The organism is Terriglobia bacterium (assembly GCA_020073085.1).
Lineage (GTDB): Bacteria > Acidobacteriota > Terriglobia > JAIQFV01 > JAIQFV01 > JAIQFV01.
On record JAIQFV010000003.1, the window covers coordinates 248,268 to 267,895 of the forward strand.

Here is a 19,628-nt window from a genome sequence, read left to right on the forward strand (position 1 = left end):
ATGAAGGGATGGATCTAGAAAAGTGAGGGGCTGGCACCCATCCTTCCTCAAGCTTAATCCACGATTGGAAATTGGAAATGTGTGACCCCAGGAGGTTATCATAAAAAGTCCTGCGGCAAGCCGGGCGCTCATGGAATTATCCGGACAACAGCCTGGAAAGAGCCGACTCCAAAAATTCACCCAGTCCTCTCCGGTTCGCACAGCCGCACACATCACCAGAAACGTGATGGGGGCGCCAACCCGTCAACACCGACATCCTCAATGCTTTTTTCCTTCCAGTCTTAGCCCAAACTACTCGTCGAGCAAGAATTTGCCGAGGCCTATGATTGCCAGAGTGGCCCTGACCGGCATTCCGTACCAGGGCTCGCCAGCCTGGAGACCACTGTACGCGACCCAGAGCCACCCCAACACTGAAAGCGCCGAGGCCAACTCAGTCCAGAATCCAGACTCCACCGAAAACGCAGGGACCGACAAAGCGACGACACGGCCAAAGACGCCCGGGGTAGAAGATGAAGATCTTTGTTCCCTCAGCTTGTTTCAGGACAAAAGGTAGGACGAATGAAAGCCCAATACCTATGCGGAGGGCAAGCAGGCCCACGTCGATTTTTCGGTCACCAGTGTTCCAGGTCGCCTCCGACTCCCCAGGAAAGGTCATTTCGATGGCACCCTCTCTTCCATTCTTGCTGCGGTCCTTGATTGAAGCAGATGGTCTATAGAGAATTTGCCGGGACCGGTCAGGAGCAGGGTCGCGAACATCACGCAGTAGAAAGCTGCAATCAGCCATGCTTGCTCGCCCATCCTCAAGCTGCAGGCCGCGGCCACGCCGAATCCGAAGGCCAGCGCCGCCGCCACATATCGAGTCACCACTCCAGCCGCCAGTAAAAAAGCCCCGATAGATTCGTTGAGCGTCTGTAAATAGGCCACCAGGACAGGAGCGGGTAATCCCACCTTTCGGTTGAAATCAACAAACTGCCATTGGCCCGTATGAAGGTAGGCCGATGTGTCCCGGAGCTTCGTCAGTCCGAAGAGGAGCAGCAGCGAGAGCCCGGCTGCAAGGCGCAGGAACAGCAGGCCGGCATCAATGCCAAGGGTTCCGGACTTAGGCGTGTTAGTGGTTGACATAGGTAGATTCGCCGGCGAAATCACTGCTGGCATCCGGAGATTGTGTAGTCATGGGAGATCGGATTAAGCGCAAAGACTGCAATGGAGGCGCGAAGGACGCAAAAAAGCCCTTTCCCTGGCGTTTGCCTGCCTGAATCCAAGAGCCCCCGCCGAGAAAAACGCTCGGCGGGGTCACCAAAGCTTTGCGCAGGTCAACAACATAACGTGCCTGTCCATTTCTCCCGGCGCGTCGAAGAGAAGGGACAGACACCGGGCTTGCAGAATTGTGCGGAGTTTGACAACGTAAAGGTGTCTGTCCCTAGTGAAGATTACCTTCCGCTGTCACTGCGGGCCCCCAACCAGGAGGCCAACTGCTCGGACTGCAGCGATTTCAGATCGATACAATTGTTGATCTGCTCCAGCGACTGTCTCAATGTACGCTCGCCGGCCGCGACTTTATGGGCTGAGAAGAATTCGACAACCTCATCCCGCAGCTTGGCATCGCAGAATGCGCCCGTGCTGCCCTCCACCTGAGCACTCGCAAACGGGCCCCCGGCTTTTTCGACCTCGTCCCAGTGTGTCCTGACAAAATTCCACGCTATCCTTTGCCGCGCCGGCTTGCCCATGACGGCGCCAATGAGGTTCAAGCTGTCCTGGGAGCGGACCTCGGAAGAGATGGCGAACTGTAAGGTGCGCTCGATGAGCTGAGGGTCGTTGAAATTGCCCAGCGTAAAGAAGTAGAGGTAATACTGACCGGGCGTTTTGGCGGTCTTTATCGCAGCGCGCAGCTTGTCGTAAAGCGCGGCATCCCCGTTGCGCGCAGTTAGGCCGAAGGCTGCAGCCGCCAGACTGCTGTCCACTGAGGCGGGATCCTGCAACGCTTGTTCCGTCAACCGGCGCGCCTCGGCGAGCACCTTCGGATCTCGCCCCAGACCGCCCAACATCGCCAGGACCTTTGCCCGCAAGTCCTTGCGGTCCTCGCTATCACCCGGCTGCACCTGCCAGCCCAGATCGTTGGCCACGGGAGTGAGAAGACGCCGGAGCCATGCCTGGTACGCCGGCTGGCCGGTGTTGTTGATCAGATTGTCCCCAATGTAGTTCAAATAGCCGAACAGGAGAGTGAGAACAGCGCCGGTTCGATCGGTCTGCAGGCCTTCAGCCAGTGTCAGAAGATCTCCGACTGGCTGCCGTCCTACTCGCACTGCGGCCCAGGTATCCGTAAGCGCGAGGATGCGTTCCACCGGCGTCAATACCGCTTCGGTATCGTGGGCCAGGGCGCGCACGGCGGCGGTCTCATACCCGCTGCGGTAGTACCCGGTGGCACCCGCATTCGCCAGCACCCAGGATGGCTTTCCCCGAATCGTAAAGGTGTCTTCCTTCCTGGTCAAAAGCTCGCAATGCTGACTGCTTTTCCCTCTTGCCGCCGAGGGAGCCATCTTCAGACAAACTGGAACCTGCCATAACTGGTCGTTGCCTGCGTTGAACTTGGCCCGATCATAGAAGTAACGCTGCTGCTGTAGTGTCACCTTTGTGGAATTGCCTGATGCCTCCGCTCTAATGCTGATCATGGGAACGCCGGGCTGTTTGACGAACGATTGCATGATCTTGTCCACGGGCTTACCAGAAACTTTCTGCAACATGGTCCAGAAGTCAGCCGCTGTAGTATTGCGATAGGCGTATTGCTTCAAGTAGGCGTTCAGCCCAGTGCGAAAGCCTTCCGGTCCCCAATAGGCCTCCAACATGCGCAGCACGGCCGCCGTCTTCCCATACGCCACGCCGTCAAACAGCTCCAGAATCTGGTCGGGTGTCTCTGCGGGCTGGTGGATTGCCCGAGTACTCGCCAGCGAGTCCACATCCAGGGCGCCCAGCGTGGTGAGAATGTCGCCCCGGCTCATCTCGTCGAGTCCCACATTCCATTCGGGCTTCCAGGCATCGACGGGTTTGCCTTCCATCCACGTGGCCAGGCCTTCGTTCAGCCAGACGTCGTCCCACCACTGCATGGTGACCAGATCGCCGAGCCATTGGTGGGCGATCTCATGGGTGATGACCACAGCTACTGTCTTTTTCAGGAACAGCGGAGCCGTTCGATCATCAAGCTGCAATAACGACGCGCGGGAAGTAATCAGCCCAATATTTTCCATCGCCCCCGAGGAAAAGTCCGGAAGTCCGATCAAATCCAGCTTTCCATAGGGATACTTGATTCCGAAATAATGGTTGTAGTAATGGAGTGCAAACTCTGCCGTTTCCAGCGCAAACCTGCCCAATTCCTTTTTTCCCGGGGTGCTGTAAACGCGGATCGGGATGCCGTCCGCCGCGCCCTCGACGTACTCGAAATGGCCAACCGCCCAGGCGGCCAGGTACGATGAGATTTTGGCTGTCGTTGCAAACTCGACCGTATGTTTGTCGGGATCCGGGCCCGGGGTATCGGAGACAACTGAGTTGTTGGAGAGGGCGGTGAGGTCCTTGTCCAAAACCACGGTGATGTCGAACGTCGCTTTGTAAGCCGGCTCATCGAAGGATGGGTAGGCTCGCCGCGCGTCGGTCGCTTCAAATTGCGTTGACGCATATTTCCGGCCCTGGTCATCGTGACCGATATAGAATCCGCGCATCTCGCTGTTCAAGATCCCCGTGTACTTGATATGGAGGGTTGCGGGTCCCGGCTGGAGGGCGGTGTCGACGACCAGGGTCACCTGCTGCTTCGTTTTCTCAGGAGTAACCCCGGCCTTCTGAGTGGCGCCGCCGCTCGAAATCGAGACCTCCTGGAAATCGATGTCGACCGCATTGAGAATGATCTGCGACGTCGGCTTCAGAACCCGGATCCTAATGGTCTCATCCCCGGCAAAGCTGGCCTTGGCCAGGTCTGGCGTGAGGACCAACCTGTAGTTGTCGGGAACCGCCGTTTCCGGCAAGCGCTGCGCACTGGCTAGGGCGGGCAGCAGGAAAAGAAATACATACCCAAAAATTCGCTTCATGTGGTCGTCTCCTTCGGACTGCGCGTCCCCGGCGGAAATGATGAAATCCGTTCCCTTTGTCATTGTTCTTCCTTACCTTGGGAGGTAAATTGTTTAGAATCGAACAGATTGGGGTCGAGCTTCATGTTGATCTTTATGTCCGAATACTCCTCCGTGAAAACCATCTTGTCGTCGACGTGGACTTCGACTCGCGCGGCAATCCATCCGATCCGAAGTTGGCGGTAGTCGGCAAACCGGATGTCCTCAAGCTTTTTCGGATCGGCCGTGGCCGGCTCAATCAGCCGCACAAACAACAGCCGGTTTTTTTCGACCCAGAACTGCTTCGACCTCAGATCACCTTTCTCGGCTCCCACTACGTAGACCGGCTGGCCTTCCCATGTGTCCTCGTGCCATTTTGTGAGATCAATTCCTTGTTCCTTCAACAGGTGGGTGGTGATCTCCGGGCCCTGGCGATAGACATCGAATCCCAGCACCAGCAGCAGATTAACCAGCGGACGCGTTGCAGACACCTTTCCGTTTTGAAACAAGGTCAGTGTCCCGTCGACCAGGAGGGCCCCGTTTCGGTTCTCCGGGGATCCAAAATCGATGCGTAGTTTTCCTGGCAGCATCGCTGTCTCGAACCAGGTCTCAACTTTGGTGGTGCCATCGGGATTGTAGGTCGTGCTCTTCTGCGTGAAAGTCACAGTGTCGTACCAGGCTTCTTTGTAGCGGGCGTGCATCGCGGCCAAAAGCGCCTCGCCACTGCGGACTTCCTGCGCAGCAACAATCGCTGACGTCAGCAAACACCCGATCGCCAAAGCAATATCGGCCCGTATTCTCATGAATCCTCCGCCTCACTAACAGGGATGAGAAATCCTAACGACTAAGAACAGCGCTGCAGGAGTTGACCTGATCGGTAGCCGGGATCCGCTTCCGCCGCGGCGGAGATCCCGGACGGCGCCGACCGCAGGCACGAGCCCGGGATCCCAAGGAACGGGATCCCGGCTACCAGACCTAAGGCCTAGCCGTGTGATAAAGCCCTGTGTGCAATCAGGCGCAAACCGACCCTCTATAAAGGTTTTCCTGGTGTATAAGTGCAGCAAGCTATCGCAATCTCAGATGGAAGCAGAAAAAATTAGGATGAAAGGTCAAACTGAGGGATGAATGGTCGCTGTCAATGCAGTCACGGGCGGAGGCACTACTGTGACGATTGGAAGCACAATCCTGACCGGGACTGAAAAGAAGATAAATAGAGTCAATCGGACTCTTTGGGATTTTCATGGGGAATCATTTCGAGTCCATAATTTCGGAATTCAGATTTGTCCACGCGACCGGAAAAGACTTCGGATATCTAAAGACTCAGGAGTTCGCGCAGTTTTCGGGATTGGCGCCGGGAGATGCCTACTCGCGGACCTTCAGCGAGGATGGCGTCGAGTCCGCCCTCCTGTTGCGGCTGAACAGACACAATCTTTCTCAAATTGACAATGTGTGAGCGGCTGGCCCGAAAGAAGAGGGCGGGGTCGAGGCGGGCATGAAGGGCGTTCAGAGACCTGTAAATCAGCGGGCGATTGCCTTCAAAATAGACCCGCGTGTAATTGCCCTCCGACTCAAGAAGCCGTATTTGATCCACCGCCAAAATCCAGCAACGCTCCCCGTCGCGGAGAAACACGCGCTTGGTTTCGCGAGGCGATGCTTGCTGCCGGGCGACGACTTTCCGCACTTTGTCGAGTGCCGATGCCAGGCGTTCCGGGGCGATGGGCTTTAATAGATAGTCAAGGGCGCTGATCTCAAAGGCCCTCACCGCATAATCCGGGTAGGCGGTTGTGAAGACGATGGTTTGATCCAACATATTGATCGCAGGCATGCAAGGAGCGCATGCCTGCGGCACCCAGCTGCGTCGAAAGAAAGCGCAAGCAAGCTTGCGCATTCCAAGGTTATCGTTCCTGCTGCGCCTGACCCTTGTCCTGCTGGGGCGAGCCCTTTTGGGCCGCGGTAGGACGCAGGGCTTTGATGGGGAAGGGAGGGCGGTGCAGCGGCGCAGGCATGGTCTTCAATCCTTCCTTGGCCAGCTCGATGGCCTTCTCGAGTTGCGGGTCACGGCCCTGCAGGAGGAGGTCGGGACGTTGCTCGACAACGTAGTCGGGATCGACCCCATGGTTCTCAACGACCCATTCTCCGCCGCCCTTCGCATTCGGCTCCCACCATGCCCAACCCGGTGCACTCACAAACCCGCCATCGAGCGTCGGCGGGAAACCGCCGATTCCAACGACCCCACCCCAGGTCCGTGTCCCGACGAGCGGACCGATCTTTTCCTTTTTGAAGTAGAAGGGGAACAGGTCGCCCCCGGAGCCCGCCTGCTCGTTCACAATCATCACCTTCGGACCGAAGAAAGCCGACTGCGGCACAAACTCCTTGCCTTCACGGGGCGACAGCGCCAGAAGCAAGCGGCGGCCCAGTTTCTCCGTGTAGAAATCAGGCGACCAACCGCCATGATTGAACCGTTCATCCACGATCATGCCGTCCTTGCCCAACTGTCCGGTGAAGTACTTGTCGAACATCATGACGCCAGAGACGGCAGTGTCGGGAACGTGCATGTAGCCAATTCGGCCGCCGGTCGCCTCCTCCACCTTGCGCCGGTTGTTCTCGACCCAATTGAAGTAACGCAGGTTTCCTTCACTGCCGATGGTTTTAACGGCGACGTCCCAGGCACCTTCTGTGCTGGGTTTATCGTTGATCTTCAGCGTGACCACCCGGTTTGCCATGTTCTGGAAGTAGGCATAGGGTTCGCGATCGGCGCGGGCCAACTGTCCTTCAACGGCGACCAGGTAATTGCCTTCCTTAATCTTCAAACCGGGTTCGGTGAGCGGGGAGCGGGTTTCGTCGTTCCAGTTCTCACCGGGGTAGATTTTCTTGATTTTGAAGAAACCGCCGTCGGCCTCGAGGTCGGCCCCGAGCATGCCCACGCCGACGCGCTTACGGGCGGGAAGATCTCCGCCACCGACGTAGGTGTGCGAGGTATCGAGCTCGGCGATCATCTCCCCGATGATGTAGTTCAGATCACTGCGGTGGGCCACCCAAGGCAGCAATGACTCGTACCGTTTGCCCACCGCCTCCCAGTCGAGGCCACCCATGTTCGGGTCCCAATAGAAATCTCGCTCCATGCGCCATGCCTCGTGCAGAATCTCTTTCCACTCTGCCCTGGGATCGGAATACACCTGCATGGCGGCGGTGTTCACCTTGCCGTCGCCCACCTTCTTTCCCGGTGCGGCCTCGATGATCCCGATGGTTTCGCCGGCGCCATAGATGAGCTTCTTGCCTTCGGTGTCGAGCTCAAAGCCGCCAATTCCCTGAAGCAGGACCTTGTCTTCGCGCTTTTTGACGTCGTAAAGGTGGAGCGCTCCCTGGGGTTGAGGGGGACCGGGCCGGCCCAACTCTGCGGCCTCCATGGGGGCGCTGATGAAAAAGAGCTTGTCCTTGCGCGCCAGCAGTCGTGCATAAATCCCCGGGGGCACGGGCACCTGAGAAACGCGGCGGCCCAGGCCTGCCAGATCGATCTGAATCGGTTTGACCTCGGGTTTCTTCTCGTCGGCCTTCTTCTCTTCAGACTTCTTTTCCCCATTGGCGGCGGATTTTGCATCCCCCTTCTTGTCGCCTTCGAGCTTCTTATCGGCATCAGGTTTCTTGTCATCGGTCTTCTTGTCGCTGTCGGCCTTCTTTTCAGCCTCGGCCTTTTTCTCGTCAGCCTTCTTCTCGTCAACGTCCTTTTCCTCGTCATTTTGAGGTCCGAACGGAGCGGCTTCGTCGGCCTTCAGTGTCAGAGCAAAGATGCCCCTGGTGCTGTAATAGTTGAACCGCAAATCAATGGCGCTGCCGGTCGGAAAGAAGAAGCGATCGGAGAGGAAGTAGAGGTACTTTCCTTCAGGATCAAACACGGGACTGCTGTCATCGTAGAAGCCTTCACTGACTTGGTGGACCTTCTGCTGCTCAAGCGAGTACAGAAAGATCAAATCCTTACCCGAGCCATTAAGGGGTTTCGCGTACGCCAGCCACCGGCTGTCGGGCGACCAGGAGGCCGGCAACCGGGTCTGAAATTCGGCGGTGTCCACAAGGACCGGTTGCTTCTTCTCGATGTCGACATACCAGAGCCTCAGCTTCTTGTCGGAGTAGACGAGTTTCTTGGAATCGGGGGACCAGGCAAGATTATAGCGATACCGAGTCGCATTACCATCGTGCGTGATGGCGACCTCGTCTCCGCCCTTCTGTGGTTGGATGTAGATCTCGTTTTCACCGGTGCGATCTGAGAAATAGGCGATCCATTTGCCGTCAGGTGACCACACCGGGTGGAGTTCATGGATGCCCGGACTGTTGGTCAAGTTGCGAGGGCTGCCGTGTTCGGCGGGGACAGTGAACACCTCTCCCCGGGCCGAAAACAGGGCCCGCACGCCGGAAGGTGAGATGTCGAACCAGTCGAGGCGGCTGCCGACGCTCATAAACTCCGGCCGCGCCGCCACCTCGTCACTGCCGACGTAGATCGGAACTTTTTGGGCCTCGCCTTTTTTCAAATCGTACGCGAAAAGCTGGCCGCCGTTCTCGTAAATGATCGCATCGGGTCCCAGGCTGGGCCACTTGATGTCAAATTCAGTGTAGTGGGTCAACTGGGAGGTCTTCTTCGCGGACATCTCGTATCGATAGAGATTCATGACCCCGTCGCGATCGGAAATAAAATAGATGGAGTTGCCGGACCACATGGGGAACATATCCATGGCTTCGGTGGTCGGCAGGGGATCGTAGGAGTGTTTCTTGAGGTCGAAGATAGCGATGGGACTCTTCCAGCCGCCTCGATAGCGCTTCCAGGTCCGGAATTCCTGTGAGGTGAAGTTGTAGGCAATCCGCTGGCGGTCGGGCGCGAAGCTCGCCAGCGAGGCGCGCGGGACGCTCAGCATCTCCGGAACCCCGCCTTCAGGCGATATCAGAAAGAGGCGGTCGTAATCCGGCAGTTCACTCGCCCGGTTGGAACGGAACAGAATTCGGCCATCCGGGGACCAACCCAGGACCATGTTAAAGCTCGGGTGGTAGGTGAGGCGTTTCGGTTCGCCACCGGCAACGGGCACCACGTACACGTCGGAATTTCCGCCATACTGCCCTGTAAAAGCGATCCATTTGCCGTCGGGAGAGAATTTGGGGAAGAGTTCGTCGCCGGGATGCGAAGTCAGACGACGAGCCGCCCCGCCCTGGGTCGAAGCCACCCATAAGTCTTCTGCATAGACAAACACCACCTGGTCGTGCCAGATGTCGGGGAAGCGCATCAGGCGTGTTTCGGGTGGAGCCGCCGGCAGCAACGAGCCCGACAGAAACAACAGCAGTATCATTGCCGCGAGAAAAGTCAGGGACAAGGCAGTTTTCATGCGAGTCTCTCCTTTGGACTTATCTATGGAATATGCGTGCACAGAGTTGGAAACAATTCTAGTCGGAGACCAGGAGTCCAGGAACAAGATAAGAGCAATCGGGCTGAGGCCGGTTTGGTTTTCGGCACCGGCTTGGATCTCATCTTGAAGAATTCCCCGGGTTCATGGGTTCCTAACGATATCCGGTTTTTGTTCCAGCCCATCCGGATCCGGATTACAGTGGAAGGAAGCTTCTAAAGACAGAAATTGAGCTTGGGCTCAGATTCAAGTTTATTAGACGTAGGAAGCCGGGTGATAGTTTCGAGGAAATTAGAAACCTGTTGCTTGGGTGGGGGACTGAGCCTGCATGCGTTTATGATCCGTTGCGGCCCTTGCCATCCCGTGGGCGGGACTGGGTGCGCGCCCCTGGTGTCCGCCATCCCACGGGATCAAGAATTTGCGTTGACTTCCCCTCGCATGCTTCCCGGCAACCCATGCATGCGGCATCCTCTTGGTGGCGCTTGTTCGACATAGCCCCGGTTACGAGGTGGCAGTCCGCCGCGGGAGGATGGCCCGCGGCGTCACCCGTCCAAACTCCCTCAGAGCATTCACTGGCCGCGTGCCGCAGAACGCCTCGCCAGCTCCTCTGCGGAAACGTCCTCCACATGCGTAGCAATGTACCAAACGTATCCAAAGGGATCCGTCACGCCCCCGCGTCGGTCCCCGTAGAACTCTACTTTGACGGGTTCCTTCTCTTTGGCCCCGGCGGTGATGGCTTGAGTGAACATCGCGTCCACATCTTCCACATAAACATAAAAAGTCACGGGACATCCGCCCACCGACTCCGGACTCAGCGCCCCCATTTCCGGAAACTCATCGGCCAGCATGATAATCGAATTTCCAATCCTGATCTCAGCATGCATGACCTTACCTTGGGGACCCAAGTGGCGCATCAACTCGGTCGCTCCAAAAGCCTTCTTATAAAATTCCAGCGCTCGGGGAGCGTCCTTGGTGATCAAGTGGGGTGTGAAGGTGTGATAGCCCTCGGGGATCGGTTTGACTTTACTTGCCATGAACCTTCTCCTTTCCATGGTTGACTTTTCTGGCAGTCAGTATGTCAGCCGCCGATTCGAATTGTATTGTAAACAATTGATCTGCTCAGAAAAAAGGGACATGGTTGACATGCTCGCTTCGATGGGCGAGGTAGGCGGTCGGGTGGATTCCGGAAAAACTTCGGAAATCATGGATGAAATGGGCCTGATCGAAGTAGCCGCAATTCAACGCGATCTCCGCCCAATCGATTTCATGCCCGTCGCTGAGGATGCGCAGGACTTCCTGAAAACGGAAAATCCGGCAAAACAGTTTTGGGGTCAGTCCGACGGATTCATGGAAAAGCTGGATGAAGCGCCGGGCGCTGAAACCCATTTGATCAACCACCTGGGAAATAGTTCTTAAACGCGCGACCCCCTGGAATTCACTGAGTGCATAAATTACCGCGGGATGGAGTTCCAGCGGGCGAACGACGCGATGGATCAAGAACTGCTCCAAAATTCGAAATTTGTCCGCCGGCGTTTGAGCTTCCTGCAACCGATCACGCAGATCACTGGCACCTGCTCCCCAGAGTGATTCCAGAGGGACGTGCGCCTCTTGAAGTTCATTGGCAGGGCATTTGAAGAACGGGGAAGCCCCTCCGGGCTTGAAGGCCACCCCGATCATCGACGCTTGCGGGGCCGTGTCGATGATCGAATATTCCGATTGCATGCCAACCACCACGGATGCGGGAAAGCTCTGGAATTGATTTATTTTCTGCCGGTCATACACGCGCAAGGTCTTCTCTTGGAGACTGATCAGCAGTTGCATCGTTCCATTGGGAAGGACGCGCTCGCGCCGGTGCGAGGGAGGATCGCCCTGTGAAAGCCACATCCATTTCACAAAGTACGCGAGCGGCGCTCGCGGAATGTAAGTCTGAAAGGCCATGGGACTGTCCGATTGGATTTTGACGGGCCATCATAACCTGCCTGAGCCACGCGGACAAGCTACGCCCAGTAATTCCTGTCCAGACTCCGGTATTGAATGGCTTCGCTGATATGGGGGGCCCCGATGTGCTCGCACTGTTCCAGGTCGGCGATCGTGCGAGCGACTTTGAGAATGCGGTCGAATGCGCGGGCGCTCAGACCCATCTTGGTGATGGCGTTTTCAAGGAGCCGATGGCAGGCCTCGTCGATGACGCAATACTTCCGGATCAGCCGGGGAGTCATCTGGGCATTGGAATAGATCTTCTCACTTCCAAAGCGCCCCTGCTGGATGCGCCGCGTGCATGCCACCCGTTCGCGAATGGCAGCGGAGCTCTCCGTGGTTTCCTTCGAGGCGAGGTCTTTGTATTTGACGGCGGGGACATCGATGTGAATGTCGATGCGGTCGAGCAGCGGACCCGACACCCGCGAGATATAGCGCTGAATCTGCGGGGGCGTGCAATTGCACTCCCGCGTGGGATCGTTGAAATGGCCGCAGGGGCAGGGGTTCATGGCAGCGGCCAGCATGAAGCGCGCGGGAAAGGTCAGCGACATAGAGGCGCGAGAAATCGTCACCTGACCGTCCTCCATGGGCTGGCGCATGACCTCCAGGACGTTTCGTTGAAATTCCGGCAATTCATCCAGGAACAACACCCCATGATGGGCGAGCGAGACCTCGCCGGGATGCGGGATGATCCCACCGCCAATCAAACCGGCATCCGAGATGGTGTGGTGGGGGGAGCGGAAGGGGCGCGTACCGACCAGTCCATGACAGGGGAGAAGCAGGCCGCTGACGCTGTGAATCTTGGTGGTCTCAATGGCTTCCTCAAAGGTCATGGGCGGCAGAATCGTCGGAATCCGTTTCGCCAGCATGGTCTTTCCGGATCCCGGGGGACCAATCATCAGGATGTTGTGTCCGCCTGCCGTCGCGACCTCCATGGCCCGCTTTGCATAATACTGGCCCTTGACGTCTCGGAAATCGACGCTGTATTGGGACGCCTCGGTGAGCATGGCTTCCTTGTCAATGCGGGTTGGCTCGAAGACCCTTGTGGCATTCACGAGGTCAAGGACGTCCGGCAGGCTCTTCATGGCGTAGACTTCGATCCCATCCACCACCGCAGCCTCACGGGCGTTTGTCTCCGGCAGGACCAGATATTTGACTTGTGATCCCCTGGCCCGGACTGCAATCGACAAGGCCCCCTTGATCGGCCGCAGACCCCCATCAAGGGAGAGTTCGCCGAGAAAAAGGTACTGGTCGATGTTCTTCTGCTGAAGGATTCCGTTTGTACCGAGAATGCCAATGGCGATCGGCAGGTCAAAGGCCGACCCTTCCTTTCGCACATCCGCCGGCGCCAGGTTGACGGTGATGTTTTGGAAAGGGAAGTCAAGCCCGCAATTCTTGATCGCCGACTTGATCCGCTCCCGGCTTTCCTTAACCGCGGGGTCAGGCAGGCCCACCGTGATGTAGTCGCCTTTGCCGGCAGAGATATCGACTTCAACTTCGACCAGGTACGCATCAATTCCGAATACGGCCGCACTCAAGGTTTTGAATAGCATGGCAGGAAGTTTGTCGGGGGAGGGTTAATCGAACGCTGTTATTATCGACGAAAAGAGGAAGATAGCAAAGGAAAAAAAGGTATCCTGGTGCTTGGTGGATCGCTAGAAGCGAGAGCCACCTGTCGAAGCTCGGCTGGGGCGGGATGTCTGCTCCTACGCGCGAAGGTGGCCTGAGTGGACGGATCGCGCAGAATCGCTTGATGGAGTTGAGAGCAGTCTGTCACCCCGCAAGCGGGGCTCTAACCCCTTCTATGATCTCACCCCACCCTCGCCCCGCAAAGAACACGGGCTCAGGTGGGGCCACATTCTGCCTGCCCTTCGGGCCCTGGAGCATGCTCTCGGCACGCCGATACCCAAACCCGGGAGCGCTCCGTGAGTCCGATCCTGCGGAAGGGTCTTCAACATTGCCGCCTAATTCTGCGTTGTACGCCATCCGCGTGGACAGATTGATCATGTGATTTGATTTAAGCAACAACCCATTGGAGCTTGCCCATTGGCCTCCGGCCCTGCAGCCCGCTTTCCTTGAAAGGATTTGACGTATTCGCAAGGGAAGGTGTAATTTTAGCGCCGTCTTCATCGTCAACAATCTCTGTCGTTCGACGAGTGCCTGGTTCGAGTCGCACCGCCATTCGAATCCATGCAAGAGGCAAGCTCTTCACTCGTTCGGGAGAGGAGGCGATTTGCTGTTCCCTCCGCCTATTTTCCCCGAAGATACGATCGCGTCATCTGAACAGGTTGCATTGCGAGAATTCCCTTCACGTGTCGAATTGTTGTGCCAATTCAGGAGGCCCGCCCAGAGATCGTGGCTGAGCCTCGAGGAGGACGAACATGCCGGATATAAAACCCCCAGGTCCTGCTACTGAACCCAAATTTGCGGATGCGGTCTTTGAAGGAGGCGGGGTCAAAGGCATTGGGCTGGTCGGAGCCCTGTCCTGCTGCGAATCGGAAAAAGGTTACTCGTGGAAGAACGTAGCGGGAACTTCAGCCGGAGCGATTACTGCTGCGCTGGTCGCGGCCGATTATAACGCGGCCGAAATCAAAGCCGAACTCGACCGCCTCATGCGGGAGGCATCTCCCGATGGGGCCGTGGGCTATGAACGGTTCAAGGATAAGAGCCTGCTGGACCAGGTTCCGCTGCTGGGGCCGGTCATGAGCCTCGGCTTCGAAAAGGGGATCTATGAAGGGAAGTTCTTTGAGGAGTGGTTGCGTGGGCTCCTGGAGAAGAAGAACAAGCGCACCTTTTCGGACCTGATTAATCCCGGCCATGAGCAGGATCCCAAGAACAGCCCCTATCGCTATCGCCTGAGGGTGGTTGCTTCCGATATCACGCGGCGGCGAATGTTGGTGCTCCCACAAGACATCGCTGATTATGAGGACTTCGGCGGCGACCCGGACAAGCTGGAGATTGCCCGGGCCGTCCGAATGTCGATGAGTATTCCTTTCTTCTTCGAGCCGGTTGAATTGACCTCCCGCGACGAGAAGTTTCCACGCACTGAGGAAGAGCGGGCCGCAGAGACTGCCCAGGGCAAGCCCATCCCCTTCAGTGCCAGGCAGCGTCGCTGCTATATCGTCGATGGCGGCGTGCTGAGTAATTTTCCGGTCGATCTGTTCGATGCGCCGCCCGATCGGCTTCCCCGATGGCCGACCTTTGGCTTCAAGCTGGTCGGCCCCAACGATGACCGCCCCAACCGCATCGGGGGCCCCCTGACGTTATTCGCGGCCCTCTTCACTACCATGATGGAAGCGCATGATCAACGCCATATGGATGAAGAAACTGCGGTGCGCACTATCAAGATCCGCACTGAACAGGTCAAGACTACCGAATTTGATTTGAAGCCTGCCGACAGCGATGCCCTGTATGAACGGGGGGGACAAGGCGCAAAGGAGTTTTTTGAGTGCTGGGACGCCATGGGGGGCTTCGCGGGATACGTGGCGAAGTATCGACGGCCGGGTTCGTAGTCGGAGGTCCTTAAGTCGAATCAGGCCTTTGTGTATTTCATCCGACTTCCGACAGCTGACCTCTGTTTTCGACATCATGATCTCCATCGGTTGAACTCTCTTTTATTATTTGTCGCAAATTTGAATCTAATCCTGAGGTCTCTTATCCTGCTCGCAATCGACTGGAAGAGGCACCGAATTGAGCTCTCCACCTTCAAATTCGTCAAAGCTCATTGAATTCGAGAGAAACAAGAAATTCCTTGGCGGCGGTTCGGCTGTCGGTTTGGAAATTGTCTTCCCGGTCGCCGATCTGGACGTCGTTTCTGCTCTGGCTACGGACTCGCCATTTCCTCAACGAACAATCGAGCTGGGACGCGAGGCGATCAAGGCCAGCGCAGGCCGGGATATTCTCTTTGGAAGTGGAAACGCCGAAGTCAGCTTCAATGGTAGCGCGAGCGCCTTTGCACAACTCGGCGTGTATTTCGACCCGGACGCAATGCTTCGAGGCCTCGAGCTCAACGACAACATTGAGCCGGGAATGAAGCTGGAGAACGACCCCGACGTCTTATACTCCGCCCTGCGGTGGGGGTATGACGTCAAAGGCTCGGCCAGCGGCTCTATCGCAATGGGAGCCCCCGGAGCGGTCACGTTTGGCGTGGATGGGGGGCAGGAGGGCCTCTATGCTGTCATTCGACGACTTGAGAAGAACACCGGGGCGCTGACGACGGTGGGCGAGACGCTCAATAGCTGGATGATGCCCTCCCAGATTGGCTCGGTTGACGACCTCACGCCCGGGACGTGGCTCATCGCCGATGTCGAAGGCTCAATCGCCCTCCAGTTGGGTGCTCAGTTCGGCTATAACTTCAATTGGGTTCAACAGGCGCAGATGGGTGGACTCAAGGGAGACATCGGTCTGCAACTTCAGCTGGGCATCTCAGCGGCGCTGGGATTTGAAGCCAGCGGGCAATATGCCGTCGTGGTCAGTCGTGAGTCGGCTGACGACCAGGACAAACGCCTCCGCCTGAGGTTGTTCAAGCAGCGCAAAAAAGGCTGGAACTTTGCGTTCGATGCTGGAGCCACTGTTCAAGGAGGGGGGTTCTTGCCCGCAAAGATGCAGGGCTTCATCCAAGCTGTCTTCGGGGTGCATGGCGCTCAGATTGTCAGGGATCTACGGCTTCTCAAGAAGTGGACCGACCCGAAACTCTCCCCGTCTGAAGGCTTGGCCGGTGTGAGCGCGGACTACGGATTGAATTTCCTCCGTGAAGTTACCAGCATTGACCCCTTGAAGCTGTTTGAAGAGTCGAAGAAAAAACTCCTCGGCTTCCTCGACTTGTGGGACAGCCTTCCCCATGGCGTGGCCACTCTTTTGGAGAGCCTCGTTGACGCGGATCCTTCGCATACACAGGATCATCTGATCGCGGTTCGGGAGGCCGCCAGGAAGATTGCCGGGGGGCAGCAGGATGACGCCGCGTGTTTCATCCGCACTCTGTTAGGAGACGTTGAATTCTTTCAGAGTGCGGTGGGGCGGTGGCTGGAGTCTGCCGCGGCCGGGGCGGTCCTGAAAGCATTGTCCGGTACCCGCGAGTTTGAGGAGCTTCAGCGCATCGCCCGGGTGACCGGTGATCTCCTGGCAGACGATGTCGTCGAGAAAACTGTCCTCGTGAAACTCAGCCAATTTATCAAATCCCACCTAGATCTCAAGCTCATTGAAAGCGTTTCAGACCGGGCCGGGTTCGATGCCCTCGATGAATGGCTCAAAGGCCGATTGTCAGGCTTTCTCAGTGAATCTTTGGACCTTGCGAGGCTGGATGAGATCCGGAAGACAATGCACCTGGTCCTCGATAAGGGTCAGGAGTTCTTTGACGCGAGCCTGAAAGCGCTCACGCGGACGTACGGGGTTCAATTCAATGCAGCTTTCCAGTCGTCAACGTCCCGCACGGCGCTGCTGGACATTGTTTTTGACTTCGGCGTGACGGGGTCGCTGGACGCCTTCCGGCAGGCCCTTTCAGGGAAGTTTGACACCCTCCTCATCGAGCGCCGGCCAGGCATCACGCTCAACGTGGCCACTCTGACACACCAAATCCAGCGGAACACTCATGTCGAAATCAACTTTCCCTTTTTCGAGTGCTCGCTCGACCATATCAACACGGCCTTGGCCAAGGTCAATGCAGTGGAAGCCGAAGAGGGTCGCCTCCTTCTGTATGAACTGGATGCCGAAGATGTCGTGACATCAAAGAACAGGAGAAACAGCCGGCTGGCTGTAGGCGGATATCTAAAAGTCGGCAACAACCAGGTTCGCGTGCATTCCACGGCGCCGTTGAGCTACTCCTATACGTTTCGGCAAGCAAAGAAAGGCATGAGGCGTGCGGATCTGTTGTTTCAGCTCAAACCGTATGTTGCCTCGTATTTTCCGGATGTATTCGCCTCCAGCGCCGGCACCGCCGGCGATCCATTTCTTATGTGGATCGACGCCCTGGACAAAGTGGCTGATCCGGAGGCGAGCCCTGGCTCCGATAATTTTGGGAACACCCTCATCTCGCTTGAAGTCAGCGTACCGGGTGTTGTCGCCTCGGCCTGGCTGAAGGCGTCACCGGACAAGAACTCTCCTCAATACCGGGACGTTTCGCTGCGTCTCCAGTCGAAGCTGAAACACCTGATCCCGTTCTATTACTTTCAAAACCTTAAGAACTATGGAAACATCGAACCGGCGGGCGTCCTGCTCGTCTATGCCGCCATGCCGGCGTGGGCGCCCCCTGATGATGTCTATTGGGATTTTCAGGATGGGGAGAAGCGAAAAAGCCTGGTGGGCTCTCAGCAGACATCTCAAAACCTTAGAATACTCTTGCAGAGCGTTCATGATCTCCTGGCCGAAACACCCGGAATGGGAGTCACCGCCGGATTCTTCAAACCCGACCAGGCCCCCCGCCTGCAGAAAGATGCCGTGGAGGGGATGAATGATGTCCTTCTTACCGGCTTGTTGGCCGTTGAGGCCAGCACCGCCCGTGGGGCGCGGGACGCCGCTGTTGCCCTCGCAAGGTTCCTGCAGGAGGCAGGAACCCGGCCTTCCGACGCAGTGGCCACCCTTGCAAGCTTTGGCTCAAAGATCACTGAGACCTTCAATGACAGGATCAAGAGCGTTTATGGAGGCGATGCCGTCCGTCCATTGGGTTCAATGGTCTTCCTTGAAGCGGCCTCGATCTTCGATCCCACGGCTGCTCAAACAAAAGCCATTCTGGATTTGATAGTGGTAAAGCAACAATCCGAATTCAATCTGCCGGACTTTCTCACAGGGACCATCCCCCCCAAGTCAGAGATGCTTGTTCAGCAACGGTTAGTCAGCACGGGCTGGTGAGGGACGGCCGGGGATGGTTTTATCCAGGACCCTGGTTGCACAAAGATTTTTCCCGTGAGGGAAGATGGGAGGACTCAGCATGCTTCAGCATCTTGATACGTTCATCGCCTTCGCGGTGGTCATGGTGGGGGTCAGCCTTCTGATTACCATTATGACGCAAATGATTTCCGCATTCTTCGGATTGCGTGGAACCAACTTGAAATGGGGGATTGAAGAATTGCTCCGGACAATCGATCCGGCGCTCGATAAGCACACCGGGGAGATTGCTGACAAAATCCTGCACCAACCCTCAATTTCAGACTCCACATTTTCGAAATTTGAGAAACGGCTGCCATGGCTGGCGTGGCTGGCCCAGAAGATCGGCTGGGTCGAACGGCTGGTATCCCAATGGCGGCTGGCCTCAACGATACGCCCGGAGGAGTTTCTATTCTCGTTACGAACCCTGGCGCATGCACCTCTCCAGAAAGGGGAATCAGGCGAATGGCAGGAAAAGCTTGCCGAGGCGTTGACCGAGAGCGATGCCAACGCTGAGGCCCGGTTTCACCTGGTCACCCGAAAGATCCAGGACCTGTCCCCCGAATTGATCAAGACCCTGGATACCCTTTTTCCACAACTGGCCGCGAGCGCCCAGAAAGCCATCGGGGATATCGAGCAGGGATTCAACTCCACCATGGACCGCGTGTCGCAGCGTTTTGCCATGCAGATGCGGATCTGGACGGTGATCATGTCGTTCCTTCTTGCATTTGTCTTGCACTTGGACGCCTTCCGGCTTTCGACACAGCTGTCGTCCGATGCGACGGTGCGCGCCAGCCTTGTGGCGAGCGCCGAAACGATAACCCACCAGGCGGGGGATGTGCTGGGCAAGACTTCGTCTTCACCGTTTGTTGAAGCGATGAAGCAACTGAAAGGTCAGGACCCGCTCGCCAACCAGTTGCTCCCCTTCCCACCGGTCCTTGAAAGCAATGAGGAAGCTGAAACCTGGATCAGGGAGCAGGTAAAAGACAGTGATCAAGCCGAAACGCTCGTCAAGGAGTATCGCGAGGTACTTCAGGCGACCCTGAGGACCCGCATGGATTCGCTGAAGATGCAGGTGAACTCCCTCAAAGACGAATTGAATAAGACCGAATTCCAGTTGGTTCCGGACCCCTATCCGGGATGGGATTTTCTGCCCCGCCACCCCCATTGGAAGCGGCACCTGGCCGGGATTCTCTGTGCAGCCGCCTTGCTGAGCCTGGGGGCGCCATTCTGGTTCAACACCTTGAAGACCCTTACGAACTTGCGGCCGGTCCTTGCTACAAAGCAACAGAAGGAGAGTGAGCAAAGCTCGGGGTGA

The 19,628-nt window shown here is 57.0% G+C and carries 11 protein-coding genes; 3 read left to right on the forward strand and 8 right to left on the reverse strand.

Annotation, left to right across the window (positions count from 1 at the left end):
- Positions 1-651: 651 nt before the first annotated feature.
- From LAO21_05355 to LAO21_05390, 8 genes are all read right to left on the reverse strand, one after another.
- A complete protein-coding gene (locus LAO21_05355) occupies positions 652-1,122 on the reverse strand; it encodes a DoxX family protein (GenBank protein MBZ5552127.1) in 471 nt (156 codons plus the stop codon).
- Between the two features lie 308 nt (positions 1,123-1,430).
- Complete coding sequence (locus tag LAO21_05360; GenBank protein ID MBZ5552128.1) at positions 1,431-4,073, reverse strand: M1 family metallopeptidase; 2,643 nt, start codon at positions 4,071-4,073, stop codon at positions 1,431-1,433.
- Positions 4,074-4,132: 59 nt separating this feature from the next.
- Entirely contained in the window at positions 4,133-4,894 is a 762-nt protein-coding gene (locus LAO21_05365) for a hypothetical protein (protein ID MBZ5552129.1), read from the reverse strand.
- A 509-nt stretch (positions 4,895-5,403) separates the two neighbouring features.
- Complete coding sequence (locus LAO21_05370) at positions 5,404-5,916, reverse strand: LytTR family DNA-binding domain-containing protein (protein ID MBZ5552130.1); 513 nt, start codon at positions 5,914-5,916, stop codon at positions 5,404-5,406.
- 70 nt (positions 5,917-5,986) lie between these two features.
- The gene (locus tag LAO21_05375; GenBank protein MBZ5552131.1) at positions 5,987-9,457 is read right to left on the reverse strand and encodes a PDZ domain-containing protein; all 3,471 of its coding nucleotides are present in this window, start codon (positions 9,455-9,457) and stop codon (positions 5,987-5,989) included.
- Between the two features lie 587 nt (positions 9,458-10,044).
- Positions 10,045-10,509, reverse strand: coding sequence for a VOC family protein (locus tag LAO21_05380; GenBank protein MBZ5552132.1), 465 nt, complete (start codon positions 10,507-10,509; stop codon positions 10,045-10,047).
- Between the two features lie 85 nt (positions 10,510-10,594).
- Positions 10,595-11,413, reverse strand: coding sequence for a helix-turn-helix domain-containing protein (locus tag LAO21_05385; protein MBZ5552133.1), 819 nt, complete (start codon positions 11,411-11,413; stop codon positions 10,595-10,597).
- Positions 11,414-11,472: 59 nt separating this feature from the next.
- On the reverse strand, positions 11,473-13,005 hold the full coding sequence (locus tag LAO21_05390; GenBank protein MBZ5552134.1) for a YifB family Mg chelatase-like AAA ATPase: 1,533 nt from the start codon (positions 13,003-13,005) through the stop codon (positions 11,473-11,475).
- An 828-nt stretch (positions 13,006-13,833) separates the two neighbouring features.
- Here LAO21_05390 and LAO21_05395 point away from each other — a divergent pair.
- The 3 genes from LAO21_05395 (at position 13,834) to LAO21_05405 (ending at position 19,628) form a co-directional block, all read left to right on the forward strand.
- Positions 13,834-14,964 carry a patatin-like phospholipase family protein gene (locus LAO21_05395; protein MBZ5552135.1) on the forward strand — a complete coding sequence of 377 codons (1,131 nt, stop codon included), beginning with the start codon at positions 13,834-13,836 and terminating at the stop codon, positions 14,962-14,964.
- 178 nt (positions 14,965-15,142) lie between these two features.
- Complete coding sequence (locus LAO21_05400) at positions 15,143-18,295, forward strand: hypothetical protein (GenBank protein ID MBZ5552136.1); 3,153 nt, start codon at positions 15,143-15,145, stop codon at positions 18,293-18,295.
- A 79-nt stretch (positions 18,296-18,374) separates the two neighbouring features.
- On the forward strand, positions 18,375-19,628 hold the full coding sequence (locus LAO21_05405) for a hypothetical protein (protein MBZ5552137.1): 1,254 nt from the start codon (positions 18,375-18,377) through the stop codon (positions 19,626-19,628).

Bases quoted from the DNA above. Each gene is read 5' to 3' on its own strand.
- LAO21_05355 (MBZ5552127.1), bottom strand. From the start codon at position 1,122: ATGTCAACCACTAACACGCCTAAGTCCGGAACCCTTGGCATTGATGCC.
- LAO21_05360 (MBZ5552128.1), bottom strand. From the start codon at position 4,073: ATGAAGCGAATTTTTGGGTATGTATTTCTTTTCCTGCTGCCCGCCCTA.
- LAO21_05365 (MBZ5552129.1), bottom strand. From the start codon at position 4,894: ATGAGAATACGGGCCGATATTGCTTTGGCGATCGGGTGTTTGCTGACG.
- LAO21_05370 (MBZ5552130.1), bottom strand. From the start codon at position 5,916: ATGCCTGCGATCAATATGTTGGATCAAACCATCGTCTTCACAACCGCC.
- LAO21_05375 (MBZ5552131.1), bottom strand. From the start codon at position 9,457: ATGAAAACTGCCTTGTCCCTGACTTTTCTCGCGGCAATGATACTGCTG.
- LAO21_05380 (MBZ5552132.1), bottom strand. From the start codon at position 10,509: ATGGCAAGTAAAGTCAAACCGATCCCCGAGGGCTATCACACCTTCACA.
- LAO21_05385 (MBZ5552133.1), bottom strand. From the start codon at position 11,413: ATGGCCTTTCAGACTTACATTCCGCGAGCGCCGCTCGCGTACTTTGTG.
- LAO21_05390 (MBZ5552134.1), bottom strand. From the start codon at position 13,005: ATGCTATTCAAAACCTTGAGTGCGGCCGTATTCGGAATTGATGCGTAC.
- LAO21_05395 (MBZ5552135.1), top strand. From the start codon at position 13,834: ATGCCGGATATAAAACCCCCAGGTCCTGCTACTGAACCCAAATTTGCG.
- LAO21_05405 (MBZ5552137.1), top strand. From the start codon at position 18,375: ATGCTTCAGCATCTTGATACGTTCATCGCCTTCGCGGTGGTCATGGTG.